This window comes from Allobosea sp. 10L422, assembly GCF_056395345.1.
On sequence record NZ_JBFTJI010000002.1, the window covers coordinates 480,951 to 504,028 of the forward strand.

The 23,078-nt window shown below is 65.4% G+C and carries 27 protein-coding genes; 21 read left to right on the forward strand and 6 right to left on the reverse strand.

Annotated features, from left to right (window positions below):
* Nucleotides 1-14: 14 nt before the first annotated feature.
* From AC1DEZ_RS06625 to AC1DEZ_RS06645, 5 genes are all read left to right on the forward strand, one after another.
* Nucleotides 15-206 (forward strand): DUF2065 domain-containing protein, encoded by a 192-nt coding sequence (locus tag AC1DEZ_RS06625; RefSeq protein ID WP_441513790.1) that lies wholly within the window; start codon nt 15-17, stop codon nt 204-206.
* Between the two features lie 134 nt (nt 207-340).
* A complete protein-coding gene (locus tag AC1DEZ_RS06630) occupies nt 341-1,858 on the forward strand; it encodes a DegQ family serine endoprotease (protein ID WP_476779121.1) in 1,518 nt (505 codons plus the stop codon).
* A gap of 154 nt (nt 1,859-2,012) precedes the next feature.
* On the forward strand, nt 2,013-3,176 hold the full coding sequence (locus tag AC1DEZ_RS06635) for a hypothetical protein (protein WP_476779122.1): 1,164 nt from the start codon (nt 2,013-2,015) through the stop codon (nt 3,174-3,176).
* Nucleotides 3,173-3,448: a hypothetical protein gene (locus AC1DEZ_RS06640; RefSeq protein ID WP_476779123.1), complete on the forward strand. Its 276-nt coding sequence runs from the start codon at nt 3,173-3,175 to the stop codon at nt 3,446-3,448. The genes AC1DEZ_RS06635 and AC1DEZ_RS06640 overlap by 4 nt, the downstream gene beginning before the upstream one ends.
* Nucleotides 3,449-3,613: 165 nt before the next feature.
* The gene (locus AC1DEZ_RS06645) at nt 3,614-3,955 is read left to right on the forward strand and encodes a DHCW motif cupin fold protein (RefSeq protein WP_441513786.1); all 342 of its coding nucleotides are present in this window, start codon (nt 3,614-3,616) and stop codon (nt 3,953-3,955) included.
* 76 nt (nt 3,956-4,031) lie between these two features.
* Here the strand turns inward: AC1DEZ_RS06645 and serB are convergent, their stop codons facing one another.
* The gene (gene serB / locus AC1DEZ_RS06650) at nt 4,032-4,919 is read right to left on the reverse strand and encodes a phosphoserine phosphatase SerB (protein ID WP_476779124.1); all 888 of its coding nucleotides are present in this window, start codon (nt 4,917-4,919) and stop codon (nt 4,032-4,034) included.
* Here serB and miaA point away from each other — a divergent pair.
* Entirely contained in the window at nt 4,918-5,859 is a 942-nt protein-coding gene (miaA, locus tag AC1DEZ_RS06655) for a tRNA (adenosine(37)-N6)-dimethylallyltransferase MiaA (protein WP_476779125.1), read from the forward strand. The two genes, serB and miaA, sit on opposite strands and share 2 nt — an antisense overlap.
* Here miaA and AC1DEZ_RS06660 read toward each other — a convergent pair whose 3' ends face one another.
* On the reverse strand, nt 5,860-7,326 hold the full coding sequence (locus AC1DEZ_RS06660; RefSeq protein ID WP_476779126.1) for a GGDEF domain-containing protein: 1,467 nt from the start codon (nt 7,324-7,326) through the stop codon (nt 5,860-5,862).
* 324 nt (nt 7,327-7,650) lie between these two features.
* On the opposite strand from AC1DEZ_RS06660, the gene AC1DEZ_RS06665 reads away from it, so the two are divergent.
* From AC1DEZ_RS06665 to AC1DEZ_RS06685, 5 genes are all read left to right on the forward strand, one after another.
* A complete protein-coding gene (locus AC1DEZ_RS06665; RefSeq protein ID WP_476779127.1) occupies nt 7,651-9,414 on the forward strand; it encodes an acetolactate synthase 3 large subunit in 1,764 nt (587 codons plus the stop codon).
* A gap of 141 nt (nt 9,415-9,555) precedes the next feature.
* Nucleotides 9,556-10,266: an aspartate/glutamate racemase family protein gene (locus AC1DEZ_RS06670; protein WP_476779128.1), complete on the forward strand. Its 711-nt coding sequence runs from the start codon at nt 9,556-9,558 to the stop codon at nt 10,264-10,266.
* Nucleotides 10,263-10,946: a glutathione S-transferase family protein gene (locus AC1DEZ_RS06675; RefSeq protein ID WP_476779129.1), complete on the forward strand. Its 684-nt coding sequence runs from the start codon at nt 10,263-10,265 to the stop codon at nt 10,944-10,946. Before AC1DEZ_RS06670 ends, AC1DEZ_RS06675 begins: the two co-directional genes overlap by 4 nt.
* Nucleotides 10,947-10,994: 48 nt before the next feature.
* On the forward strand, nt 10,995-11,537 hold the full coding sequence (ilvN, locus tag AC1DEZ_RS06680; protein WP_441513779.1) for an acetolactate synthase small subunit: 543 nt from the start codon (nt 10,995-10,997) through the stop codon (nt 11,535-11,537).
* 2 nt (nt 11,538-11,539) lie between these two features.
* The gene (locus tag AC1DEZ_RS06685; protein ID WP_476779130.1) at nt 11,540-11,761 is read left to right on the forward strand and encodes a hypothetical protein; all 222 of its coding nucleotides are present in this window, start codon (nt 11,540-11,542) and stop codon (nt 11,759-11,761) included.
* 3 nt (nt 11,762-11,764) lie between these two features.
* Here AC1DEZ_RS06685 and AC1DEZ_RS06690 read toward each other — a convergent pair whose 3' ends face one another.
* A complete protein-coding gene (locus tag AC1DEZ_RS06690) occupies nt 11,765-12,310 on the reverse strand; it encodes a DUF924 family protein (protein ID WP_476779131.1) in 546 nt (181 codons plus the stop codon).
* Between the two features lie 143 nt (nt 12,311-12,453).
* Between AC1DEZ_RS06690 and AC1DEZ_RS06695 the strand changes: the two genes are divergently transcribed.
* The 3 genes from AC1DEZ_RS06695 (at nt 12,454) to AC1DEZ_RS06705 (ending at nt 14,594) form a co-directional block, all read left to right on the forward strand.
* Nucleotides 12,454-13,119: a TetR/AcrR family transcriptional regulator C-terminal domain-containing protein gene (locus tag AC1DEZ_RS06695; RefSeq protein WP_441513776.1), complete on the forward strand. Its 666-nt coding sequence runs from the start codon at nt 12,454-12,456 to the stop codon at nt 13,117-13,119.
* 14 nt (nt 13,120-13,133) lie between these two features.
* Nucleotides 13,134-14,153 carry a ketol-acid reductoisomerase gene (ilvC, locus tag AC1DEZ_RS06700; RefSeq protein WP_441513775.1) on the forward strand — a complete coding sequence of 340 codons (1,020 nt, stop codon included), beginning with the start codon at nt 13,134-13,136 and terminating at the stop codon, nt 14,151-14,153.
* 210 nt (nt 14,154-14,363) lie between these two features.
* Nucleotides 14,364-14,594, forward strand: coding sequence for a hypothetical protein (locus AC1DEZ_RS06705; RefSeq protein WP_476779132.1), 231 nt, complete (start codon nt 14,364-14,366; stop codon nt 14,592-14,594).
* A gap of 220 nt (nt 14,595-14,814) precedes the next feature.
* On the opposite strand, the gene AC1DEZ_RS06710 is transcribed toward AC1DEZ_RS06705, so the two are convergent.
* On the reverse strand, nt 14,815-15,393 hold the full coding sequence (locus AC1DEZ_RS06710) for a ComEA family DNA-binding protein (RefSeq protein ID WP_476779133.1): 579 nt from the start codon (nt 15,391-15,393) through the stop codon (nt 14,815-14,817).
* A 24-nt stretch (nt 15,394-15,417) separates the two neighbouring features.
* Complete coding sequence (locus AC1DEZ_RS06715) at nt 15,418-15,942, reverse strand: DedA family protein (RefSeq protein ID WP_441513772.1); 525 nt, start codon at nt 15,940-15,942, stop codon at nt 15,418-15,420.
* Between the two features lie 187 nt (nt 15,943-16,129).
* Between AC1DEZ_RS06715 and AC1DEZ_RS06720 the strand changes: the two genes are divergently transcribed.
* The 3 genes from AC1DEZ_RS06720 (at nt 16,130) to AC1DEZ_RS06730 (ending at nt 18,317) form a co-directional block, all read left to right on the forward strand.
* Nucleotides 16,130-17,008: an ABC transporter ATP-binding protein gene (locus AC1DEZ_RS06720; RefSeq protein ID WP_476779134.1), complete on the forward strand. Its 879-nt coding sequence runs from the start codon at nt 16,130-16,132 to the stop codon at nt 17,006-17,008.
* Nucleotides 17,005-17,796 (forward strand): ABC transporter permease, encoded by a 792-nt coding sequence (locus AC1DEZ_RS06725; RefSeq protein WP_476779135.1) that lies wholly within the window; start codon nt 17,005-17,007, stop codon nt 17,794-17,796. Before AC1DEZ_RS06720 ends, AC1DEZ_RS06725 begins: the two co-directional genes overlap by 4 nt.
* Before the next feature lie 89 nt (nt 17,797-17,885).
* Nucleotides 17,886-18,317 carry a cupin domain-containing protein gene (locus AC1DEZ_RS06730; protein WP_476779136.1) on the forward strand — a complete coding sequence of 144 codons (432 nt, stop codon included), beginning with the start codon at nt 17,886-17,888 and terminating at the stop codon, nt 18,315-18,317.
* A gap of 75 nt (nt 18,318-18,392) precedes the next feature.
* Here AC1DEZ_RS06730 and AC1DEZ_RS06735 read toward each other — a convergent pair whose 3' ends face one another.
* Nucleotides 18,393-19,142 carry a bestrophin-like domain gene (locus AC1DEZ_RS06735; protein WP_476779137.1) on the reverse strand — a complete coding sequence of 250 codons (750 nt, stop codon included), beginning with the start codon at nt 19,140-19,142 and terminating at the stop codon, nt 18,393-18,395.
* Nucleotides 19,143-19,319: 177 nt separating this feature from the next.
* Between AC1DEZ_RS06735 and AC1DEZ_RS06740 the strand changes: the two genes are divergently transcribed.
* From AC1DEZ_RS06740 to pdxY, 4 genes are all read left to right on the forward strand, one after another.
* On the forward strand, nt 19,320-20,342 hold the full coding sequence (locus AC1DEZ_RS06740) for an ABC transporter substrate-binding protein (protein WP_476779354.1): 1,023 nt from the start codon (nt 19,320-19,322) through the stop codon (nt 20,340-20,342).
* An 89-nt stretch (nt 20,343-20,431) separates the two neighbouring features.
* The gene (locus tag AC1DEZ_RS06745) at nt 20,432-21,511 is read left to right on the forward strand and encodes a sensor histidine kinase (RefSeq protein WP_476779138.1); all 1,080 of its coding nucleotides are present in this window, start codon (nt 20,432-20,434) and stop codon (nt 21,509-21,511) included.
* Between the two features lie 159 nt (nt 21,512-21,670).
* Entirely contained in the window at nt 21,671-22,078 is a 408-nt protein-coding gene (locus tag AC1DEZ_RS06750; protein ID WP_476779139.1) for a nuclear transport factor 2 family protein, read from the forward strand.
* A gap of 96 nt (nt 22,079-22,174) precedes the next feature.
* On the forward strand, nt 22,175-23,023 hold the full coding sequence (gene pdxY, locus AC1DEZ_RS06755) for a pyridoxal kinase PdxY (RefSeq protein ID WP_441513765.1): 849 nt from the start codon (nt 22,175-22,177) through the stop codon (nt 23,021-23,023).
* Nucleotides 23,024-23,078 lie beyond the last annotated feature (55 nt).

Consider the following 23,078-nt stretch of genomic DNA (forward strand, 5'->3'; position numbering starts at 1 on the left):
GGCGAGCGACGCGAATGCTTGATTTCATCGCGGCGCTCGGCCTGGTCTTCGCTATCGAGGGCATCCTTTTCGCCGCGATCCCGCATCTGGCGAAGGATGCCCTCCGGAGCGCGGCGGAAACCCCGCCGGACCGGATGCGGGTCATCGGCCTCGGCTCGGCGGTGCTGGGCGTGTTCCTGGTATGGTTCGCGCGCGGTAGCTGGTAGAATGAGGGTGCAGGGCACATGATCGTGTTCAATGACATGATCGTGCGTCGCCCTTCCGCCGCATTTTGGAGTTCAATCAACGGGCGCGCCTGCCTGGATCGATCGGCCCGCATCTTTCCGACATGAGGATTCATATGGCATCGAAATCCGTTCCCGCAGTCCGGTCCGCCCGCATCGCTCTTGCTGCCGGCGTCGCTGGCCTGGCGTTGTTGGCGTCGCCGGTTCTGACGCCGGGGCACGCGCAGGCCAACACTCCGCTGCTGCAAGGGCAAACTTCCCTTGCCGATCTCGTCGACAAGGTCATGCCGGCAGTGGTCAACATCTCGGCGGTGACCACCAACGACCAGAAGGGCCGCAACCTGCCGCAGCTGCCGCAGCTCGGTCCGGACACACCCTTTGGCGACCTGTTCGAGGAATTCTTCAACCGCCGCAACCAGCAGGGCGAGCGCCAGGCGCCGCAGCAGCGCCGCTCGCAATCGGCCGGTTCCGGTTTCGTGGTCGATCCGTCCGGCATCGTCGTCACCAACAACCACGTCATCGGTGATGCCAACGAGATCACGGTGATCTTCAACGACGGACTCAGGCTCAAGGCCGAGGTCATCGGCAAGGATACCAAGGTCGACCTCGCCGTGCTCCGCGTGAAGCACGACAAGCCGCTGCCGGCCGTCAAGTTCGGCGATTCCGACAAGATGCGGATCGGCGATCCGGTGATGGCGATCGGCAACCCGTTCGGCCTCGGCGGCTCGGTCTCCTCGGGCATCGTGTCCGCCCGCAACCGCGACATCAGCCAGGGGCCGTACGACACCTATATCCAGACCGACGCGGCCATCAACAAGGGCAACTCGGGCGGCCCGCTGTTCAACATGGCGGGCGAGGTGATCGGCATCAACACGGCGATCCTGTCGCCGACCGGCGGTTCGGTCGGTATCGGTTTCGCGGTGCCCTCGACGCTGGCGACCAACGTCGTCGATCAGCTCAAGGAGTTCGGCGAGACGCGGCGCGGCTGGCTTGGCGTGCGCATCCAGACTGTCGATGACGCCACCGCCGAAGCCCTCGGCCTGGGCACGGCGCGCGGCGCGCTCGTCGCCGGCGTCGACGACAAGGGCCCAGCCAAGCCCGCCGGGATCGAGACCGGCGACGTCATCGTCAAGTTCGATGGCAAGGACGTGAAGGATTCGCGCGATCTGCCGCGCATCGTCGCGGCGACGCCGGTCGGAAAGGATGTGCCGATCACGGTGATCCGCAAGGGCAAGGAAGAGGTCAAGACGGTCAAGCTCGGCCGCCTCGAGGATGGCGAGAAGGTCCAGGTGGCGTCGGCGAACAAGCCGGCCGCCGAGGCGCCGAAGCCCGCGGTGACGAGCGCGCTCGGCCTGGAGCTCTCGGCGCAGACCGACGAGCTGCGGAAGCGCTACTCGATCAAGGACGGCCTCAAGGGTGTGCTCATCACCAAGGTGGACGCCAACTCGAATGCCGCCGACAAGCGCATCCTCGTCGGCGAGCTGATCGTCGAGGTCGGTCAGGAGCCGGTGAACGCTCCGCAGGACGTGACCAAGCGGCTCGACGCGCTGAAGAAGGAGGGCAAGAAGTCGGCCCTTCTGCTGGTCTCGAACGGGCAGGGTGAGGTCCGCTTCGTCGCCGTCTCGATGAACTGAGATTCCGCGTCGGCAATCTTGGCCGGCGCTGCGATCGACCATCTCGAAAGGAGCCCTTCACGGGGCTCCTTTTTTGTTGACACAAGGCTGGTTGACAGATCGATGGGTTGTATTATTCATCCATAGGTTGTTTTACGCAGCCTGGATGCGGCGCATGTCCGATCAGCAGCCACCGGCAGAAAATCCAGCGCCGTCGCCGGAGCCGCCGTCCGGCGGCAGGGTAAACGCAGCCAAAGCATTTCTGGACAAGGTCGCCATCTGGGACCGCATCAAGAGGCTCGCCTCCACGCCGGTGAACCTCATGGGCATCGGCCTGTTCGCGGGCGTCATCGTCATCTGGCAGTATCTGAGTTTTCGAGCGGAAGAGCCGATTACTGCCGAGTCGATCGCCGCTTCGTGGAACAACAGTATCGCCAAGCTGGGGATCATTCCGGTCTTTCCGCCGGAGGAAGATCTCCATGTCGGCGATGTCTGGGCCGTGATCGAAGATGTCGATGAAAGCCAGGCGATTTTAGGCAAGGCGGTCAGAATTGCACATATTAGCCTCCGCGAAGACCTGAAGCGGGAGGCAAATCTGAAGCGACCGACATTCAGCGCGACAGCCGAGCTGGAGAGCGGCAAGAAGATCAGAAAGCAAAGCAACTACGAGATCGATGCCGGAGACGTCGGTGATAAAATCAAGCTGTCTCTGGCGCTGTTTCCGGGCATTACGATCAACAAAGCGGTCAAGTCTTCGAGCCTTATCGATAATGTCGGCTTGAATTTCGGCCTCTCCAGCGGTCGCAACGACACTGAAGAAATCAAGATCCCGGTGTCGGAGACATATGGCGTTTCTGCAGGGACTGCGGCGGCCCGTCTCGATATCTGGTGCAAGGATCCTGCGACGCAGCTCTATTGCAGAGACGATTTTCTTCGGCGTGTCATGGCGTTCGCCGTCAACGAACGCGTTCTCGCCACGAAGGATGGAGCCTACACGGCCAAGATTCAGCTCAGGTTGGTCAACCGCGTCTTCATGACCCGCGAGATCGAGCATCGCAGGAGCCGTGACTTCGCGCTCAGCGCAGCCGCCCGCGCGGCGACTTCGACTGCCGAGGCCGAGCCGGCGGGAGCCGGAGCTACACCCCCGAGCGAAGCGCGTATCAAAGGCCTGGAGGATCGCGTCTCGGCGCTGCTGGGCGGTGCGCCAGGGGGAACTTACAGCCGGGCCGATAGCAACGAGGTCGCCCTCAAGCAGCTTCTGGAGCGGCCGGTGGTGTTCGGCTTCAGGGCCGTTTCGACATCAATCGTGCCGTCAATACCAGGGGAGGGACGGAGATGATGATACGCCTTGTGTCCATCGCGTTGTTGACGATCTCTGCCGGCTCGATGGCCATCGCGGAGGACAAGCCGGCTACCCCACGGCCCTGCGAGCCCTATCCGGAATGCGTGCTGTCATCGTCGAAACTTGTCCCGGCGGCGCCCAATAGCGGCACGCGCACGCAACAGCAGCCGGGGATCGCAGCCGACAAGGGGCTGACCGTTCAGGGCCTATCTCCGCTCGATCGAAGCACATTCCGTGTCCCCTCGCTCGGCAAGGGTGGCATTCCATAATCGTGAGGCCGAGGTGGATCGCGGCTGCGAGCGTGGCCCTGGCTGCGCTGTTCATGCCGTGATTGCAGACCGGCGGCGAGGGAAGCGCGCTGGCGCGGCATGTCGGAACATGGCTAGAGCTTCGCGACGCGGCCCCGGAAATCCGGGTGCGCCGGGAGAGGCCAGATGAAGATCAGCGAAATCCCCTTCGTCACCACCGACTGGTCGACGATCCCGCCTGAGCACCATGCCGGCGACAGCGGCGAAGCGATCTGGCGCGTCCAGTATTTCGGACCGGAGGAGAACCGCATCCGCGTCCGCATGGTCGAGTACTCGCCCGGCTATGTCGCCGATCACTGGTGCTCCAAGGGCCACATCATCCTGTGCCTGGAGGGCGAGATGGAGACCACGCTCGCGGATGGGCGCGTGATGCCGCTCAAAGCCGGCATGAGCTATCAGGTCGCCGACGGCGCCGAAGCCCATCGCTCGGCGACAACGACCGGGGCGAAGCTCTTCATCGTCGACTGAGCAGGCTTTTCGGGGAGAAGCAGCCCGGGTCTTTGCTTCGCTTCACCCGGGAAGGGACGCGCTTGCCGCTCCTGGCTCAGACCCGGACGATCTCGCTTCCGGTATAGCCCTGGGCGTAGAGCAGGGCGGTGAGGTCGGCGTGGTCGAGCCTGGCGTCGGCGGCCGCGGCGACGGCCGGCTTGGCGCGGAAGGCTGCACCCAGCCCGGCTTCACCGAGCATGGCCAGGTCATTGGCGCCGTCGCCGACGGCCAGCGTCGCTTCCGTTGACAGTCCGAACCGTGCACGCAGCTCGATGAGGGCATCGAGCTTGGCCTGCTTGCCGAGGATGGGATCTGCGACCTCGCCGCGCAGGATGCCGTCATCGGCCAGCAGCGTGTTGGAGCGATGCTCGTCGAAGCCGATCGTCGCGCTGATCGGGCCGGTGAATACCGTGAAGCCGCCCGAGACGAGTGCGGCATAGGCGCCGTTGGCGCGCATGGTATGGACGAGTTCTCGTCCGCCGGGCGTCAGGGTGATGCGGTCGCGGATGATCTCGTCGACGACCGAGAGCGGCACGCCCTTGAGCAGCGCGACGCGCTCTCGCAGCGCGGGCTCGAACTCGATCTCGCCGCGCATCGCCCGTTCGGTGATCGCCGCGACATGCTCCTTGAGGCCGACGACGGCCGCGAGCTCGTCGATGCATTCCTGCCCGATCATGGTCGAATCCATATCGGCGAGGAACAGTGCCTTGCGGCGCGCCGCGGCCGGCTGGACGATGACGTCGATCGCAGCGCCCTCCAGCGCCGTACGGATATCAGCTTCGAGCTTGCGCGCATCGGCAGCTTCCGCGAAGAGATCGGCGGCGATCATGGGGTCGAGCGCAGCGGTGCGGACCACTCCCGGAACGGTGCGGGTGAGGCGGGCGAGAAGCGCATCGCCGACCAGCGCCTGGCCGTGGGCGGATACGAGTGTGGCGACAAGCATGCGAGGACCGGTGGGACAGGCGGAAAGACAGCTCAGGGCGGTGCTCATCGCAGGTCCGACCGCCAGCGGCAAGTCCGCGCTGGCGATCGAGATCGCGCGCCGCACCGGGGGAACCGTCGTCAACGCCGATTCCATGCAGGTCTATGGCGATCTGCGGATCCTGACCGCCCGGCCGAGCGAGGCGGAGGAAGCCATGGCGCCGCACCGTCTTTACGGCCATGTCGACGGCGCCGTGAATTATTCGGCGATGCGCTATGCCGAGGATCTGGCGACGCTGCTGGCGGATTTGCAGAGGCAGCGCTCGCTGCCGATCCTGGTCGGCGGCACCGGCCTCTATTTCAAGGCGGTGACCGAGGGGTTCTCGGCCATGCCGGCGGTTCCCGAGAGTGTGCGGACCGCCTTTCGCGCCCATGCCGATGGACTCGATACGGCGGCGCTCCATGCCGAGCTGGCGGCCTGCGATCCGCTGATGGGGGAGCGATTACGGCCGACCGACCGCATGCGGATCATGCGGGCGCTCGAAATCTTCCGCGCGACCGGGCGCTCGCTGGCAAGCTTCCAGGGCGGGCGAGAGCAAGGACCGCTCGGCGAGGAGGGGCTGCTGCGGCTTTTCCTCCATCCCGAGCGCGAAGCCGTGCGCCAGCAGATCGACCGGCGTTTCGAGACGATGATCGCGGCCGGCGCGCTCGACGAGGTCGAGCGGCTGAAAGGGCGCGGGCTCGATCCGCTGCTACCGATCATGCGCGCCCATGGCGTGCCCGGGCTGATCGCCCATCTCGACGGCGAGATCACGCTGGACGAGGCGATCCGGCGTGGGCAGGCTGATACGCGCGCCTATGCCAAGCGGCAGGTGACATGGTTCCGGCATCAGATGGCGGGGTGGCGCGCGGTCGTGCCGGACGAGGCGCTCGACGTTGCCCTGGAAGCTCTCGCTAGCTGATCAGGCGGCGGCCGCCACGGCATCAGGCGGCGCGGCGAGGCCGAGGCGATTGCGGCCTTCGTTCTTGGCGCGGTAGAGCGCCTGATCCGCCCGCGCGGTCAGCGAGGCGAGCCCTTCGCCGGCGTGAAGCGAGGCGATGCCGAGGCTTGCCGTGACGTGCAGTGCCAGGGTCTCGGAAACCGGCATGGAGCGGTTCAGCAGAGCATCCTGAATCTGGCGCGCACTCGAAGCCGCGGCCGATAGGTTGCAATCCCTCAGCAGGATGCCGAACTCCTCGCCGCCGAAACGCCCGACGAGATTGCGCTCGTTGCGAAACTGCCCGAGCAGAAGATCGGCGAAGGCGCGGATCACGGCATCGCCAGCCGGATGGCCGTAGCTGTCGTTGACCAGCTTGAAATGATCGAGGTCGACGATGATCAGCGACATCTCGGACCCGTCCATCTCGCTCGCCGCGATGGCCGCGTTGGCCTTCTCGGTGAAGGAGCGGCGGTTGAGCAGCGCCGTGAGCGGATCGGTTTCGGCCAGGCGTCTGAGCTCGCGCTCGCGCTCCTCGCGCTGGCCGATCTCCTCGGACAGCGCCCGCCGCGTCGCCCGTTCGCGGCCGATCTCCAGCGCGAGCGTGGCGGCGCGCAGTTGCAGCGTCTGGTTGGCGACGGTGAGGTCGGTGATGTCGGTGAGGGTCAGCAGCAGGCCGTCCCCCAGCGGGGCGATGGCGATGCGCAGCCAGAGCGTCTTGCCCTGCTGCGTGAAGGACGTCTCCAGCGTATCGGCGCGCTGGAGCTCAACCGCGTAGACGCAGCGTTGCCAGATCGACGGGTCGGAGAGGAAGGGCAGGCTCTCGCGCCCGTCGGTGTCGAGGAGATCGGTGTCGGGGCGCCCGCTGAGCTCGGCCGCGCGGCGATTGGCGGTGACAACGACAGCTTGCTCGATGCCGCCAAGGTCGTCCCGGATCGCGCGCAGCGCCACAATGCCGCTCGGTGAGGTGTCGAGCACGGCGTTGAGCAAATCCTCGCGGAACTGCAGCGGCCGCCCGAAGGCGAGCACGAAGCGGCGACCGTCCCGGGCGATCGTCGGCAGCAACAGTCGCTCCCAGAGCGCGACGCGCACCGTACTACTCGAGCGATGCACGGTGTAGAGCGGCCGGTCTTCGGCCAGAGCCTGGTCAAGGCTGTCGATAGTAAAGCGCGCGACCTGCGGGCGCATGCCCGAGACGCACTGCCCTAGGCGGGTGGCGCCGGAATAGCGCACGATCTCGCGCCCGAAATGCAGCCAGCGATAGTCGCCGTCTCCCGTGGGCTCGAGGATCATCAGATCTTCGCCGAAAAGGGGCAGGATTTCCGCCGCGAACTCCTCATAGGCGACCGGGGCGCCCTCGCGCTCATGCAACGCGAAGCGGCGCAGGATCTTGGCGATCTGCGGCGCATGGCTGCGCGCCGCGATGTTCTCGCTGTGGACTTCGTAGTACATGTCCGTCCCGGTTTGAGCGCGCGGATACTACGAAGGACGGATTGAGAAATCGTTCCGTAGCGTCACCGGATTTTCGCGAGTGCCGCAGACCCGCCGGTAACCATGTTGTTGACGCTTGACCGAGAGGGCGCTCTCCGCTAGCGTTCGCGCAACTTCTGCCAAGGACCATGAGCGCGATGCGCAAGCTTATTATCGTAGAGGTGCGCTGGTAGGGGCCGGTTTCACAACCGGGCGTCCCCGACGCCAGCGCACGCCCAGGCCCCTCCGAGGGCCTTTTTTATTGCCTGAATTCCCAGACCAGAAGATCAGCCTCAGGAGAGCGTAATGAGCGAGATGATGACCGGCGCCGAGATGGTCGTCCGCGCGCTTCAGGACCAGGGTGTCGAGCACCTGTTCGGTTATCCCGGCGGCGCCGTACTCCCGATCTACGACGCCATCTTCCAGCAGGACAAGGTCAAGCATGTCCTCGTCCGGCACGAGCAGGGCGCGGTCCATGCCGCCGAGGGCTATGCCCGCTCCGGCCCTGGCAAGGTGGGCTGCGTGCTCGTCACCTCCGGCCCCGGCGCGACCAACGCCGTCACCGGCCTGACCGATGCGCTGCTCGACTCGATCCCGCTCGTCGTCATTACCGGCCAGGTTCCGACGCATCTGATCGGCTCCGACGCCTTCCAGGAATGCGATACCGTCGGCATCACCCGCTCCTGCACCAAGCACAATTATCTGGTGAAGAGCATCCACGATCTGCCGCGGGTGCTGCACGAGGCCTTCTATGTCGCGGCGAACGGCCGCCCGGGCCCGGTCGTCATCGACATCCCGAAGGACATCCAGTTCGCGACCGGCACCTATAGCCGCCCGCGCGACAACCAGCACAAGACCTACCGCCCGGTGGTCAAGGGCGACCTCGCCAAGATCAAGGCGGCGGTCGAACTGATCGCCGGCGCGAAGAAGCCGGTCTTCTATACGGGCGGCGGCGTGATCAATTCCGGGCCGCACGCTTCGGCGCTGCTGCGCGAGCTGGCGCGGCTGACAGGCTATCCGGTCACCTCGACGCTGATGGGGCTCGGCGCTTTCCCGGCGGCGGACAAGCAGTGGCTCGGGATGCTCGGCATGCACGGCACCTACGAGGCCAATCTGGCGATGCATGATTGCGACGTCATGATCAATATCGGCGCGCGCTTCGACGACCGCATCACCGGGCGGATCGACGGCTTCTCGCCGCGCTCGAAGAAGATCCATATCGACATCGACCCGTCCTCGATCAACAAGACGGTCAAGGCCGATATCGGCATCGTCGGCGATTGCGCCCATGTCCTCGAAGACATGGTCCGGATCTGGCGCGAGAGCAGCCCGCAGATCGACAAGACGGCGCTCGCCACCTGGTGGACGCAGATCGAAGGCTGGCGCGGCCGCAAAAGCCTCGCCTACAAGCAGTCCGATACGATCATCAAGCCGCAATACGCGCTGGAGCGGCTCCATGCGCTGACCAAGGATCGCGACACCTACATCACGACCGAGGTCGGCCAGCACCAGATGTGGGCGGCGCAGTATCTGCATTTCCAGGAGCCGAACCGCTGGATGACTTCGGGCGGGCTTGGCACGATGGGCTACGGCCTGCCGGCGGCGATCGGCGTGCAGATGAAGCATCCCAAGGCGCTGGTCATCGATGTCGCGGGAGAGGCCTCGATCCTGATGAACATGCAGGAGATGTCGACCGCGGTGCAGYACCGGCTGCCGGTCAAGATCTTCATCCTSAACAACGARTAYATGGGYATGGTSCGSCAGTGGCAGGARCTGCTGCATGGCGGGCGCTATTCKGAGAGCTATTCGCAGTCCCTGCCGGACTTCGTGAAGCTCGCCGAGGCCTATGGCGGCCACGGCATCCGCTGCGACGATCCCGCAAAGCTCGACGCCGCGATCATGGAGATGATCGAGACGCCCGGCCCGGTGATCTTCGACTGCCACGTCGCCAAGGAAGAGAACTGCTTCCCGATGATCCCGTCGGGCAAGGCGCATAACGAGATGATCCTGCCCGATTTCGAAGGCGATACCGGCCAGATCATCGACGCCAAGGGCAAGCAGCTCGTTTGACGAAGCATCGTCATGCTCGGGCTTGACCCGAGCATCTCAGGCGGAGCGAGGCGCCGGCCGGCGCCCTTCCGTCAGGAGGTTTTCGGGTCGAAGCCCTGCTTCGCCCGAGAATGACGGCAGCGGTCCGAGAAGGAAAACACCATGGCCACCATCGGTCTGATCGGCGGGATGAGCTGGGAGTCGACCGCGGTCTACTACCGGCTGCTCAACGAGGGCGTGCGGGCGCGCGCTGGCGGGCTGCACTCGGCCGACGTATTGCTGCATTCGGTCGATTTCGCTGGCATCGCCGAGATGCAGGCGCAGGGCGATTGGGCAGCTGCGGGCGCGGCGCTGGCCGAGAGCGCGCGCCGGCTGGAACGCGCCGGCGCCTCCTGCCTCGTGCTCTGCACCAACACCATGCATAAGGTGGCCGACCGGATCACGGGCGCGACCAAGCTGCCCTTCCTGCATCTGGCGGATGTGACGGCGCGGGCGATCCGCGCCACACCGTCCCGCCAGCCGCTGCTGCTGGCGACGCGCTTCACCATGGAGCAGAACTTCTATCGCGACCGGCTGAAGGCTTTCGGTGTCGAGTCGCTGGTGCCGCAGCCGCAGGAACGCGACGAGGTTCACCGCATCATCTATGAAGAGCTGTGCCGCGGCCGTGTCGAGGCGGCCTCGCGCGAGCGCTATCGTGCCATCGTCGAGCGGGCGGTGCGAGAGGAGGGCGCCGACGGCGTGATCCTCGGCTGCACCGAGATCACGCTCCTGGTCTCGCAGGCGGATTTTCCGGTTCCGGTTTTCGACACCACCGCGCTGCATGTCGCGGCGGCGCTTGATTTCGTCGGCGAAGCCGAGAGCGTGGCCGCATGAAGCTGCTGATCGGCAACAAATGCTATTCGTCATGGTCCCTGAGAGCCTGGCTGCTGATGCGCGCCAAGGGGATAGCCTTCACCGAAAAGCTGATCCCGCTCGACGAGCCCGGCTTCAAGGAAGCGATCTTCGCTGAGGCTCGCGGCAGCGGCGGCACCGTGCCGACGCTGGTCGATGGCGATGTCGCCGTCTGGGAGACGCTGGCCATATGCGAATATCTGCACGACAGGCATCCTGAGGCCGGGATCTGGCCGCGCGAACCGAAAGCCCGCGCTCATGCGCGCGCCATCTCGAGCGAGATGCATGCCGGCTTCACGGCGCTGCGCGGTGCCTGCCCGATGAATCTCGGCAAGCGCTTCCCGGCCCGCGACCTCGGGCCGGGCGTTGCCCGCGACGTCGAGCGCATCACCGCGCTGTGGCGGCAGGCGCGCGAGCGCTTCGGCGGAGAAGGCCCGTTCCTCTATGGCGCGTTCTCGGCGGCGGATGCGATGTACGCTCCGGTCGTCACCCGCCTCGACACCTACGCCATCGCCGTCGATCCGGCCTCGCAGGACTATATGCGGGCGGTGCTCGCGCTACCGGCCTATCGTGAATGGCTTGCCGCTGCGCTCGACGAGCCCTGGATCGTCGAGCAGGACGAGGTGGACGAACCCGCCCTCGTCGATCTCCGCCAATCCTGAGCCTTCCTCTCAGCCCATCTTTCGCTCCAACCCGCCTACAGGTCCGTCATGTCGAAGCCCGCCACCCACTATCCGAACGCCCCGAAGTCCCAGCCGGTCGCGCGCCACACTTTGGCGGTGATCGTCGACAACGAACCGGGCGTTCTTGCCCGCATCGCCGGGCTATTCTCTGGACGCGGCTACAATATCGAGAGCCTCACCGTCTCCGAAACCGAGCATGAGAAGCATCTCTCGCGCATCACGGTCGTGACTTCCGGCACCGCCAGCGTCATCGACCAGATCAAGGCGCATCTCGACCGGCTCGTCCCGGTTCACCGCGTCGTCGACCTGACCGAGCAGGGCGAGGCGCTGGAGCGCGAGCTCGCCYTGGTCAAGGTCGTCGGCAAGGGCGAGTACCGGGTCGAGGCGATGCGGCTGGCGTCAGCCTTCGGCGCACGCACCCTCGACGCTTCGCTGACCTCCTTCGTCTTCGAGCTGACCGGCTCGACCGAGGAGATCGAGCGCTTCATCAAGATGATGACGGTGGTCGGCCTTACGGAAGTCTCCCGCACCGGCATCGCCGCGATGAGCCGCGGCCCAGAGGCGATGTGAGCATGGCGCTGACGCCAGAGGTGCTCAGCCTGGTCGCGCTGGGGCTCGGCCTCGTCGGTTTTGCCTGCCTTGCCGGGCCGGTGCTGATGCGCCTGTTCGGCCGGGCGCCGGCCGAACCGCTAGGCAGCGGCAAGAGCCTGCGCTCGCCGCTGTGGTGGGCGGGGTTTATCCTGACGATCGCCGCGATCTTCCTGCAGCGGATGGCGAGCCAGCAGGGCGGCTGAGTTTCAGCCGCTGAAGCCGCCCTCGTCGAGGAAAGCTCTCTCCGGTGCCGTGGTCGCGCGCCCGAGCACCGGGTTGCGATGGGGGAAGCGTCCGAAATCGCGGATGATGTCGCGATGAACCTCGGCGTATTTCACGCCCTCGGGATCCTCGGCGGCGGCGCAGAGCGCGATGCAGCGCTCCTGATCCGCCAGCTCTTCGGAGTGCATGAAAGGCATGTAGAAGAAGCGCTTCTCGGGTGCCTCGTAGGCGTCGTCGAAGCCGCGCGCGATGGCGCGCTCCGCAATGGCGAGCGCCTGCTGGTCGGTGGCGAAGGCGCGCGGGCTGTTGCGGAACATGTTGCGCGGGAACTGATCGAGCAAGATCACCAGTGCATAGACACCTTCGGGCGTCGCCTCCCAGGTGCCGAGCTTTCCGGCCGCTGCAGCCTCATGAACGGGCAGGAAGCGCCGGATGATCTCGGCATCGAAGGCATCGTCCTTGGCGAACCAATTTTCGGGACCGGCCTCGCGCCAGAATGCGACGATATCGGCGGCGTTGGGCAGGCTCATGCAAGGCTCCGTTCTTCAGGCGATCGAGCTCCAGAGATAATTCTTCCACGGCCCGCCGCCAGTCCTGAAAAACGCTTGCCCACGGGCAGCGGCTGCGCTAGAGGACTGAACCGTAACGTACGGTACTGGATTTTTCCGAGACCATGACGCAGGCTCAGGCAGAGACGCAAGGCGAGGCGCTGACCGCGCGCCAGCAGGCCGTGCTCGACGCCGTGCTGAGCCTGATGGTCGAGAAGGGCAGCGGGCTCACGATGACCGCGGTGGCGCGGCGCGCCAGCTGCTCCAAGGAAACGCTCTACAAGTGGTTCGGCGACCGCGACGGTCTGCTGACCGCGACGGTGCAATGGCAGGCCTCGAAGGTGAGGGCAGGCAATTACGACCGGCAGAATCTCGACGCCGGCACCCTGCGCGAGAGCCTGAAGGGCTTCGCTGCGAACTGGCTCGACGTGATTTCAAGCCCGACCTCGATCGCGCTCAACCGCGTCGCCGTCAGCCAGGCGGCGTCCCGCGACGGCAATCTCGGCTCGATCGTGCTGGCGAACGGCCGCTTCGCCATCGGCGAGCGGCTGAAGCCGGTGCTCGATGCCGGCCGGGAGGCGGGCCTCATCGCCTTCGATGATACCGAGACGGCTTTCCGCACTTTCTTCGGCCTCGCGGGCCGCGACGTCCAGATCCGGCTGCTGCTCGGCGATACGCTGACCCTGAGCAGGGCCGAAATCGCGCGCGATGCGGAGCGCGCGACCGAGCAGTTTCTCACCCTCTACGGCGCGGCACAGAACGATCCGGGCCGGAAGACGAACAACGCGTGACAAAGGAGACACCCATGCGCGTCTATTACGATCGTGATGCCGACATCAACCTGATCAAGGGCAAGAAGGTCTGCATCGTCGGCTATGGCTCGCAGGGCCATGCCCATGCGCTGAACCTGCGCGATTCCGGCGTCAAGGATATCATCATCGCGCTCAAGGCCGGTTCGGCCACGCGCAAGAAGGCCGAGGATGCCGGCTTCAAGGTGATGACGCCGGCCGAGGCCGCCAAGGTGTCGGACATCATGATGATGCTGACCCCGGACGAGTTGCAGGGCGACATCTATCGCGACGAGCTGCACGCGAACATGAAGGAGGGCGCCGCTCTCCTGTTCGCGCACGGCCTCAATGTGCATTTCAACCTGATCGAGCCGCGCAAGGACCTCGACGTGCTGATGGTCGCCCCGAAGGGCCCCGGCCACACCGTGCGCTCGGAGTATCAGCGCGGCGGCGGCGTGCCGACCCTGATCGCGATCCATCAGGACGCGACCGGCAACGCCCATGACCTCGGCCTCTCCTACGCCTCGGCCAATGGCGGCGGYCGCGCCGGCATCATCGAGACCACCTTCAAGGAAGAGTGCGAGACCGATCTCTTCGGCGAGCAGGTCGTGCTCTGCGGCGGCCTGGTCGAGCTGATCAAGGCTGGCTACGAGACGCTGACCGAGGCGGGCTATGCTCCCGAGATGGCCTATTTCGAGTGCCTCCACGAAGTGAAGCTGATCGTCGACCTCATCTATGAGGGCGGCATCGCCAACATGAACTACTCGATCTCGAACACCGCAGAGTACGGCGAGTACGTCACCGGCCCGCGGATCATCACGGCCGAGACCAAGGCCGAGATGAAGCGCGTCCTCACCGACATCCAGTCGGGCAAGTTCACCCGCGACTGGATGCTCGAGAACAAGGTCAACCAGACCTCGTTCAAGGCGACCCGCGCCCGCTATGCCGCCCATCCGATCGAGGAAGTCGGCGCCAAGCTCCGCGACATGATGCCGTGGATCAAGGCCAAGGCCCTGGTCGACAAGACCAAGAACTGAGCCTGGCTTGAGAGATTGATTCAAACGGTTGCGGGATCGATTCTGGTTTCCCTCGTAACCGATTGATATCGAAGGTCTTTGATCATTTGCGGGCGGCGGTCGAAAGGCCGCCGCCCGCTCCGTTTGGGTGGTTCAGGAACACCATGGGCCGACAGGCGTTTCCCTTGTGGTGCGCGGCCGAAAGGCCGGCGAAACACCAAGGAGACGGACATGCCTGTCGATGCCCGGCCCAGAGTGCCCGTGCAGGATCTGGAAAAGCTGCGTGGCGGCGACCCGTTGGCGCCGCTGCGGGCCGACGATCACAGCGATGCCGACCCGGCGGTGGAGACGCCCGTCGAGGCGCGGCAGGGTTTCCTGGGGCGGCCGGTGCTGGTCGTGCTGATAGCGGGGCTCGCCTTGGCCGTGATCGCGTGGATCGCGGTCGAACTGCTCGTCTACTGAGTTTCTTGCTTAAGACGGATCGTGTTTGCCTGCTGCCTGGGGAGGCTGCGATGGAACTCTTGCGGATTCTCGAAGCGCCCATTGTCATCCGGATTGTGCTGGCGCTGTCTCTGGCGATGATGCTGGCGATCGTTCTCGGCCTGCTTTAGCTGAGGTCGCCGGGATCGATGCCGTGATTGGCGAAGGCCTCCGGCGCAGGGCGCCGGAGGCCTTTCGTCGATCAGAAGGTGACCTTGTCCTTGATCTCGGCCTCGACGTTTGAGGGCAGGGTCCCGCGTTTCACCAGATCGGCGAAATCCTTGAATTTCGCTTTGCTCCGCTCCTCGATGATCTTCTTGGAACGGGCCTCGCCGATGCCCTTGAGGGTGTCGAGCTCGGTGGCGGTGGCCGTGTTGATATTGATCTTCTTGGTCTGGGTGGCAGCGGGCTGGGCGGCAGCAGGTGTCGCCGGCTTGGTCGCAGGGGCCGCCTGCGTTGCCGGGGCGGCGGGCGCCGTGACAGGCGCGGCTGGCTTCGCGGCGGGGGCTGGCTGCGTCGCGGTCTGGGCGAAAGCCTGGCCGCCCATGGCGGCAAGGGCGACGAGGGGAAGCAAGAAACGGGACATCGTCATGGCAGGGACCTCGTTGGGTCGGCCCGGATCGTCGCATCCGACGGGGGCCGGGTCCCGCCGCCAGACGACGCTGGCGGCTTGGAGCCGTTCAGCGTGCCGCGCCGCGCTCGCCGAGATGGTGGCGTGCCGCGATGCGACGACGTGAATAGGCGCTTTTCGAATTGAACCGATGCCGAATGCCGCGTTCACCCGGCAGTCAGCTTACTGGCGGCTTCAGCGCGCGAGGAATTCGCTGATGCGGCCGACGCCGTAGAGCAATCCGAAGCCCCAGGCGAAGGAGGCGGCCCAGTTCGCGAGCTGGAAGGCCCAGAACGGCATGGCGACGAGGCCGGCGACGATCGCGATCACCGCCCGCAGCGGCCCGAAGAAGTGTCCGATCAGGATGCTGGCAATGCCCCATTTCTCGAAGAAGGCGTGGCCGCGGTCCAGCAGTTCGGGGTTCTTGGTGAAGGGCCAGTAGTCGTGGACGCGCGGGCCGAGGACGAGCCCCGCCCAGTAGGACACCCAGAAGCCGGCACCGGCGCCGAGCGAGGCCGCCAGCGCGAGCGGCACGAGGTTGAGGCCCGAGGCCCCCGCGACGGCGCCGAAGGTGGTGAAGAACACCGTGGCCGGCACGAGCCAGGAGAGAATCGCGACGCATTCGGCGAAGGCGACCGCGAACACGATCGGTATCGCCCATTGCTGATTGGCCTGCATGAACTCGACGAGCGCCTTCATGGCTTGTTCGATGTCGGCCATGGCGTTCGGCTCGGCTCCTGCGGGGTCGGGTCGGCTCAGCCATATGGCTGCGTCAGCGGATCGATGCAAGCGGCGGGCAGCCGCATGGCGTGGCGGCGTTGCCTTCCCGGAACGATCGCCTATTAATTTCGGCGACACAGAAAAGCTGACGGCGCCGCGCAAGGCGGCCGACGAGGAAACGGATTTCATGGAGTTGCAGGATCGCCCGCATGCTCATGCGGGGGCAGCGCCGGTTTCGTCGGGGGATCCGGCGGTGGCGCTCGGCGGCATCGACATCACTTTCCATCTCGCCGATGGCGGGCGCTATCAGGCGGTCAAGGGCGTCGACCTCAAGGTCCATCCCGGCGAGTTCGTCTCGATCGTCGGGCCGACCGGTTGCGGCAAGTCCACGCTGCTCAACGCGGCGGCGGGGCTGCTGTCGCCGTCGGCAGGTTCTGTCGGCATATTCGGCAAGCCGCTCGTGGGCTTGAACCGCCGCGCCGGCTATCTCTTCCAGCAGGACGCGCTGATGCCGTGGAAAACGGCGCTGGACAACGTCAAGGTCGCGCTGGAGCCGATGGGCGTGCCCGATAGCGAGGCGGACCAGCGCGCGCGCGAATGGCTGGGCCGCGTAGGCCTGCGGACCTTCGTCGACCGCTACCCGCACATGCTCTCGGGCGGGCAGCGCAAGCGCGTCAGCCTGGCGCAGATGCTGATCCGCAACCCCGAGATCCTGCTGATGGACGAGCCCTTCGGGCCGCTCGACGCGCAGACGCGGCAGATCATGGGCAATCTCCTGCTCGACCTCTGGTCCCGCGACCGCAAGGCGCTGATGTTCGTGACGCACGACCTCGAAGAGGCGATCGCGCTGTCCGACCGCGTCGTGGTGATGTCGGCAGGGCCGGCGGCGGGGATCGTCGCGGACTACAAGGTCGACCTGCCGCGTCCGCGCGATATCGCAGACATCCGGCTGGAGAAGGCCTTCCACGAGATCCATCGCGACATTTGGACCTCGCTCCGCGTCGAGGTGCAGAAGGCTTATGCGATGGGCGAGGGCCGCGAACTCGTCGGAGGAGACGCATCGTGAGGCGGCTGAAGCTCATCTCGCTCCAGATCCTGGTGATGATCTCATTCCTGCTGTTCTGGCATGTTGCGACGACCACGAGCCTGTTCGGCGACGTCAAGACGATCCAGTTCTTCTTCTCGACGCCGGTTGCGGTGCTGACGCGGACCTTCAAGCAGCTCACCAGCGCCGACATCTACTGGCATCTCGGCATCACGCTGACCGAGACGGTGCTCGCCTTCGTCATCGGTTCGCTCGCCGGCATCCTGTTCGGCTTCGCCTTCGCGCGCCGCGAGCTGCTCTCGGCTGTGTTCGATCCCTATATCAAGGCGGCGAACGCCCTGCCGCGCGTGGTGCTGGCGCCGATCTTCGCGCTCTGGTTCGGGCTGGGCATCTGGTCGAAGGTGGCGCTGGGCTTCACGCTCGTCTTCTTCATAGTGTTCTTCAACGTCTACCAGGGCGTGCGCGAGGTCTCGCCGACGATCCTGGCCAATGCGCGCATGCTCGGGATGAACGAGCGCCAGCTCTTCAAGCATGTCTACTGGCCTTCGGCGCTGACCTGGATGTTCTCCTCGCTGCACACCTCGGTCGGCTTCGCGCTGGTCGGCGCTGTCGTGGGCGAATATCTCGGATCCTCGGCCGGGCTCGGCTACAAGATCCACGAGGCAGAGAGCGTCTTCGACGTGACCGGCGTGTTCTCGGGCATGCTGATCCTGGCGATCTTCGTCATCGCCATCGACGCGCTGGTGACGATGATCGAGAAGCGGCTCCTGGTCTGGCGGCCGGCGCAGAGCACGACGACGGTGGCCTGATGGCGGCCAAGCCCGTGGCGGAAACCGTGGCTTCCTCTTCGTCAGATCGCTAGGATCGGGGCATCGCGGGCAAGATTGGGGAGGTTCCGGTGGCCGAAACGATCAGCATCGGTGGGCTGCTCCTGGAGTTCCTGCACGACAAGGACGAAACCGAAGGCAGCGTCGACGTCTTTCGGATGACCGTGGCTCCCAAGGGGAAGGTTCCCGTGCCTCACCACCACGAGAGCTGGGACGAGACGCTCTACGGTCTCGACGGAACCTTGACGTTCACGATCGATGGTCGCGACATCGCCTTGCAACCCGGCCAGTCGGCCTTCATTCGGCGCGGCGTCGTCCACGGCTTCCGGAACGACAGCGATCGGGCGGCGAGTTGCCTCTGCATCCTGTCGCCCGGCGTACTGGGGGCCGGATATTTTCGTGAGATCGCCGGTTTGCTGGTCGGTGGCGGGCCGCCCGATCCCGCCGCGGTGAAGGAGGTCATGCTCCGCCACGGCCTCGTTCCCGCAGTGACGGCGGGCTGAGCGACGGACGGCCAAGGCCATGCGGGTCGACGCGGCGGGCACGCCGCTGTTCCGGCCGGTGGCCTTTTGGCCGTTCTACCGGCGCATTTCCGTCAGCGCCCTCTGCAAGGGAGCGGGCGAGATCTGGATAGGCCCGTCGAAGGGCGCGTCCATGTCCACGATCAGGTAGATCGCTCCGCCGATCAGAGCCGCAGCCGCGATGAAGCCCGTCATGACCACGGGGTTCCGCGGTGCCCGGAAACCGAAGATTGCGAAGATCAGGACCAGCCACGCGACGACCATCAGCATCAGCGATCGGGGCAGCGAGCCCTCGGCCTGTTCCACCAGGCTCCAGCGCAACTCGAGCGCCTTGCGGTACTGCTCGCGCATGTCGTTCCAGATCGAGAGCTGGGGATCGTGGCTCGGTTCGAGGGCGCGCAGGCGGGTTCCGACGTCCTCGAGCAATTGTTCGGAGGTCTTGTCCGAAAGCCCGCCTTCAGCAGTCCAGCGGCCGTTCGCGGCGCGCTCGGTATAGGCGAGAAGCCTCTGGCGGGTTTCGCTGGCTTCCGGACCATAGAGGAACAACATCCGGTCGAGTAGAATCAGCTCGGTGGCGTAGCGGTGAACGTCCTGGTTGACGCCATCGAACCTGCTCTTGGCCGAGGTGATCATGAGGCCGAGCACCAGGGACGTCATCACGACGAAGATGTTGGCGATGAGGTGCAGGACCTTCTGCGTATCGTCCAGCCTTTGGTGCTCCGGGAGACGCTGGTAGCAGAACAACGCGCCCAGCGAGGCTGTGGTCAGGCAGACAAACACGAATATGGCGATGCGCGCCTCGTTCATGGCCGGCCCTCGTCTTGCAATTGCAACGGGTAGACATGCGTGGACAAGCCAGACGGCACCGCCTTGTCGGCTGGCTCGGGATTCTTGCTCCCATTGTTCAATCTAGCCTATGTTCGACGGGAATGCGCGCCCGTCAGAAGCGCCAGCAGGATCCAAACCGGAGGAAAATCCATGCTCTTGTCCCGCCGCAGCGCGCTGGCCGCGCTCGCCCTTTCGACCGCGCTCGGCGCGGCGTCAAATGCGCTCGCCCAGAATGCCGAGAAGCCGAAGCTGACGCTCGGTGTCGGCGGCAAGCAACTGCTCTACTATCTGCCGCTCACCGTCGCGGAGAAGAAGGGCTTCTTCAAGGAGCAGGGCCTCGACGTCGAGATCAATGATTTCGGCGGCGGCGCCAAGTCGCTTCAGGCGCTCGTCGGTGGCTCGGTCGATGTCGTGACCGGCGCTTATGAGCACACCATCCGCATGCAGGCGAAGGGCCAGGACATCCGCGCGGTGATCGAGCTCGGCCGCTTCCCGGCGATCACCATCGCCGTGCGCAAGGATCTGGCCGACAAGGTGAAGTCGGCGGCCGATTTCAAGGGCCTCAAGATCGGTGTGACGGCGCCGGGCTCCTCGACGGCACTGACCGCGCAGTACGCCATGGTGAAGGCGGGGCTGAAGGCGACGGATGCCCCGATCATCGGCGTCGGTGCCGGCGCGAGCGCCGTCGCGGCGATCAAGCAGAAGCAGGTCGACGTGATCTCGCATCTCGACCCCGTGACATCGAAGCTCGAGGCCGACGGCGACATCGTGTCGCTGATCGACACCCGCACCGAGGCCGGCACCAAGGCGCTGTTCGGCGGGTCCAACCCGGCTGCGGTGCTCTATCTCAAGAACGATTTCGCCGAGAAGAACCCGGTCACGACACAGAAGCTGGTCAACGCCTTGATGAAGTCGCTGAAATGGCTGGAAACTGCGAAGCCTGAAGAGGTCGCGGATCTCGTGCCGGAAGAGTTCCTGCTTGGCGACAAGCCGCTCTACATCCGTGCGGTGAAGAACTCGCAGGAAAGCTATTCGCGCACCGGCATCTCCACGCCAGACGGCATGAAGAGCATGTACGATTCGCTCAAATTGCTCGATCCTGAGTTGACTAATTCCAATGTCGATCTGTCGAAGACCTTCATCGATAGCTTTGCCAAGAAGGCGGCATCCGGCTCTTGACGCGATGCGTCTGATCTAGAACTGTCATTCGACGTCGCTCGCGACCTCTATCCATTGCATGCTGTGGGAGTTCGCGCCTTGGGGGGCATATGAGCGGCGAGACAGCATTTCTCGATGGCGGTGGCGACATGGCCGCCGCCATCCGCGCATATGACTGGGCGGCGAGCCCGCTCGGGCCGATCGGTTGCTGGCCTTCCGCCCTGAAGACCGCCGTCGCCATGATGGTCAACTCGCGCTTCCCGAAATGCATCGCCTGCGGCGCGGATCTGATCACCATCCACAACGATGCGTTCGGTTTTATCCTTGGCAACAAGCCCCCGGCGCTCGGACGCTCCTTCCGCGATGTCTGGCTGGAAGTCTGGGACGAGATCAGCCCGATGGTCGCCAGGGCGTTCGCCGGCGAGGCGACCTTCGTCGAAGACTTCCCTCTGACGATCAACCGCTACGGCCATCCCGAGGAGGCCTGGTTCACGGCCTGTATCAGTCCGATCCGCGACGAGAACGGCCAAGTCCTCGGCATGATCGATACAGTCATGGAAACGACCGCCAAGGTGCAGGCCGAGCGCAATGGCCGGCTGCTCAATGCCGAGCTCGCCCATCGCATGAAGAACACGCTGGCGATGATCGCGGCAATCGCCAACCAGACCTTCCGCTCGGCGGAGACCCTCGAAGAGGCGCAGTCTGTCCTGAGCGAGCGCATCGCCACGCTCGGCGAGGCGCATTCCATTCTGACCCAATCGAGCTGGAGCAGTGCGCCGATCCGCGCGGTCGTCGAAGGGGCGCTGGCGCCGCATCGCCCCGGCCTTGGCACGGTCCGCATCGAGGGACCGCTGTTGCGACTGCCGGCCGATCAGGCGATGACCCTGGCACTCGCCGTCAACGAACTCGCGACCAACGCGGTGAAATATGGCGCGCTCTCGGTGGAGGCAGGGGAGGTTGCGATCGGCTGGTCGACCGGCCGGCCGCAGAGCGAGGACGCGTTCCGCTTCGAATGGGTGGAGAAGTGCGGGCCGCCCGTCGTCAAGCCCAGACGTCAGGGGTTCGGCTCGCGGCTGGTCGAGCGCGTGATGGCTCAGAAATTCCACGGCGAGGTCGAGCTCGACTACCGGCAGGAGGGCCTCCGTTACGTGCTGGCCACGACGATGGTACACGTAGCGCCACATGAGTGATCGCCTCGGAGGGCGATGCTCCGCTCCGCGCCGTCGTGACGACATGTGCCCCGCGCTTGGCGGCGGCCGGTCCTCTTCCTGATGCAAGGCTCGCTACTGCACGCTGGACTTGCGGCCAGCTCGGCGCGAAACTGGGGCTCTGACGTAAGGAGAGGCGACATGACAGAACGCGCCGCCGTCGAAGCCTTGATCCGCGATGCTTATGCTGCCCGCCATCGTGGCGATCTCGATGCCCTGATGGAATACCTCCACCCCGATTGTAGCTATCGGCTCGCCGGTGGACCGCAGGCGGCCGAGGTCTTTGCCGAGCCGGACGGGCATTCCGCCGTGCGCGACCAGATGGCGGGGCTGATGGCCACCTATGTCTTCAGCAATATCGAGGAGTTGTCGCTGACGGTCGATGGCGACAAGGCGACGTTCCACTGGCGCGCCGATGTCGAATGCAAGCCGACTGGCCGCACCGGCTCCTTCGAGATCATGGATGCCTTCACCATTGCCGACGGCAAGGTGAAGAGCGTGACGCAGTTCACCGACACGGCCGGTGTGGCGCGGCTGTCGATGCCCTAGCCTACGCTGATCGGGGACATCACCGCTTTCGATTTGCGCCTCGCGCCGGAGCCGTTAGGTTCGCGCCCACACGCGAACGGGGTATCGCTTCGGACCATGAACATTCTCTCGATCCAGTCCCACGTCGCCTATGGCCATGTGGGCAACGCCTCCGCGACCTTTCCGATGCAGCGGCTCGGTGTCGATGTCTGGCCGATTCATACGGTGCAGTTCTCGAATCACACCGGCTACGGCAACTGGAAGGGTCGGGTCTTCGATGGCGGCATGATCGACGAGGTGATGGAAGGCATTGCCGAGCGCAATGTGCTCGCCAGCTGCGACGGCGTGATTTCCGGCTATATGGGCTCCGCCGATATCGGCCATGCGATCCTCTCCGCGGTCGAGAGGGTGCGGGCAGCCAATCCCAAGGCGCTCTATTGCTGTGACCCGGTGATCGGCGATGTCGGCCGCGGTGTCTTCGTGCGGCCCGGAATCCCTGAATTCATGCGCGAGCAGGCCGTTCCGGCCGCCGATATCGTGACGCCCAACCAGTTCGAGCTGGAGCTTCTGACCGATATCGAGATCAAGAGCATTGCCGATGCGCATCGCGCCGTGGAGGCGCTGCGCGATGCCGGGCCGAGGGTGGTGATGGTGACCTCGCTCGTCACCGAGGAGACACCGGCCGACTCGATCGACTTGATGGCGGCGGATGCGAAGGGCAGCTGGCGGGTGCGCACGCCGAAGCTCGATGTCAGCGTCAACGGCGCGGGCGATGCGATCGCGGCGCTGTTCTTCACCCATTACCTGCGCGAGGACTCGGCTGCTGCGGCATTGTCGAAGGCGTCGTCCTCGATCTACGGCCTGCTGAAGCGCACCAAGGAGGCGGGCTCACGCGAGATCCTGACCGTGGCGGCGCAGGATGAATTCGTGACGCCCTCGCAGGTCTTCGAGCCGCAGGCGATCTGACGCCGATGGAGCGGATTTCCCTTAGCCCTCATCCTGAGGAGCGCCGCCAGGCGCG

Excerpts from the sequence above, each read along its gene's own strand:
- AC1DEZ_RS06695 (WP_441513776.1), top strand. The coding sequence starts at position 12,454 with ATGACGCAGGCTCAGGCAGAGACGCAAGGCGAGGCGCTGACCGCGCGC.
- AC1DEZ_RS06625 (WP_441513790.1), top strand. The coding sequence starts at position 15 with ATGCTTGATTTCATCGCGGCGCTCGGCCTGGTCTTCGCTATCGAGGGC.
- AC1DEZ_RS06630 (WP_476779121.1), top strand. The coding sequence starts at position 341 with ATGGCATCGAAATCCGTTCCCGCAGTCCGGTCCGCCCGCATCGCTCTT.
- AC1DEZ_RS06640 (WP_476779123.1), top strand. The coding sequence starts at position 3,173 with ATGATGATACGCCTTGTGTCCATCGCGTTGTTGACGATCTCTGCCGGC.
- AC1DEZ_RS06715 (WP_441513772.1), bottom strand. The coding sequence starts at position 15,942 with ATGGCCGACATCGAACAAGCCATGAAGGCGCTCGTCGAGTTCATGCAG.
- AC1DEZ_RS06645 (WP_441513786.1), top strand. The coding sequence starts at position 3,614 with ATGAAGATCAGCGAAATCCCCTTCGTCACCACCGACTGGTCGACGATC.
- AC1DEZ_RS06635 (WP_476779122.1), top strand. The coding sequence starts at position 2,013 with ATGTCCGATCAGCAGCCACCGGCAGAAAATCCAGCGCCGTCGCCGGAG.
- AC1DEZ_RS06735 (WP_476779137.1), bottom strand. The coding sequence starts at position 19,142 with ATGAACGAGGCGCGCATCGCCATATTCGTGTTTGTCTGCCTGACCACA.
- AC1DEZ_RS06675 (WP_476779129.1), top strand. The coding sequence starts at position 10,263 with ATGAAGCTGCTGATCGGCAACAAATGCTATTCGTCATGGTCCCTGAGA.
- AC1DEZ_RS06705 (WP_476779132.1), top strand. The coding sequence starts at position 14,364 with ATGCCTGTCGATGCCCGGCCCAGAGTGCCCGTGCAGGATCTGGAAAAG.
- AC1DEZ_RS06670 (WP_476779128.1), top strand. The coding sequence starts at position 9,556 with ATGGCCACCATCGGTCTGATCGGCGGGATGAGCTGGGAGTCGACCGCG.
- pdxY (WP_441513765.1), top strand. The coding sequence starts at position 22,175 with ATGAACATTCTCTCGATCCAGTCCCACGTCGCCTATGGCCATGTGGGC.
- AC1DEZ_RS06685 (WP_476779130.1), top strand. The coding sequence starts at position 11,540 with ATGGCGCTGACGCCAGAGGTGCTCAGCCTGGTCGCGCTGGGGCTCGGC.
- AC1DEZ_RS06720 (WP_476779134.1), top strand. The coding sequence starts at position 16,130 with ATGGAGTTGCAGGATCGCCCGCATGCTCATGCGGGGGCAGCGCCGGTT.
- miaA (WP_476779125.1), top strand. The coding sequence starts at position 4,918 with ATGCGAGGACCGGTGGGACAGGCGGAAAGACAGCTCAGGGCGGTGCTC.
- AC1DEZ_RS06745 (WP_476779138.1), top strand. The coding sequence starts at position 20,432 with ATGAGCGGCGAGACAGCATTTCTCGATGGCGGTGGCGACATGGCCGCC.
- serB (WP_476779124.1), bottom strand. The coding sequence starts at position 4,919 with ATGCTTGTCGCCACACTCGTATCCGCCCACGGCCAGGCGCTGGTCGGC.
- AC1DEZ_RS06690 (WP_476779131.1), bottom strand. The coding sequence starts at position 12,310 with ATGAGCCTGCCCAACGCCGCCGATATCGTCGCATTCTGGCGCGAGGCC.
- AC1DEZ_RS06660 (WP_476779126.1), bottom strand. The coding sequence starts at position 7,326 with ATGTACTACGAAGTCCACAGCGAGAACATCGCGGCGCGCAGCCATGCG.
- AC1DEZ_RS06750 (WP_476779139.1), top strand. The coding sequence starts at position 21,671 with ATGACAGAACGCGCCGCCGTCGAAGCCTTGATCCGCGATGCTTATGCT.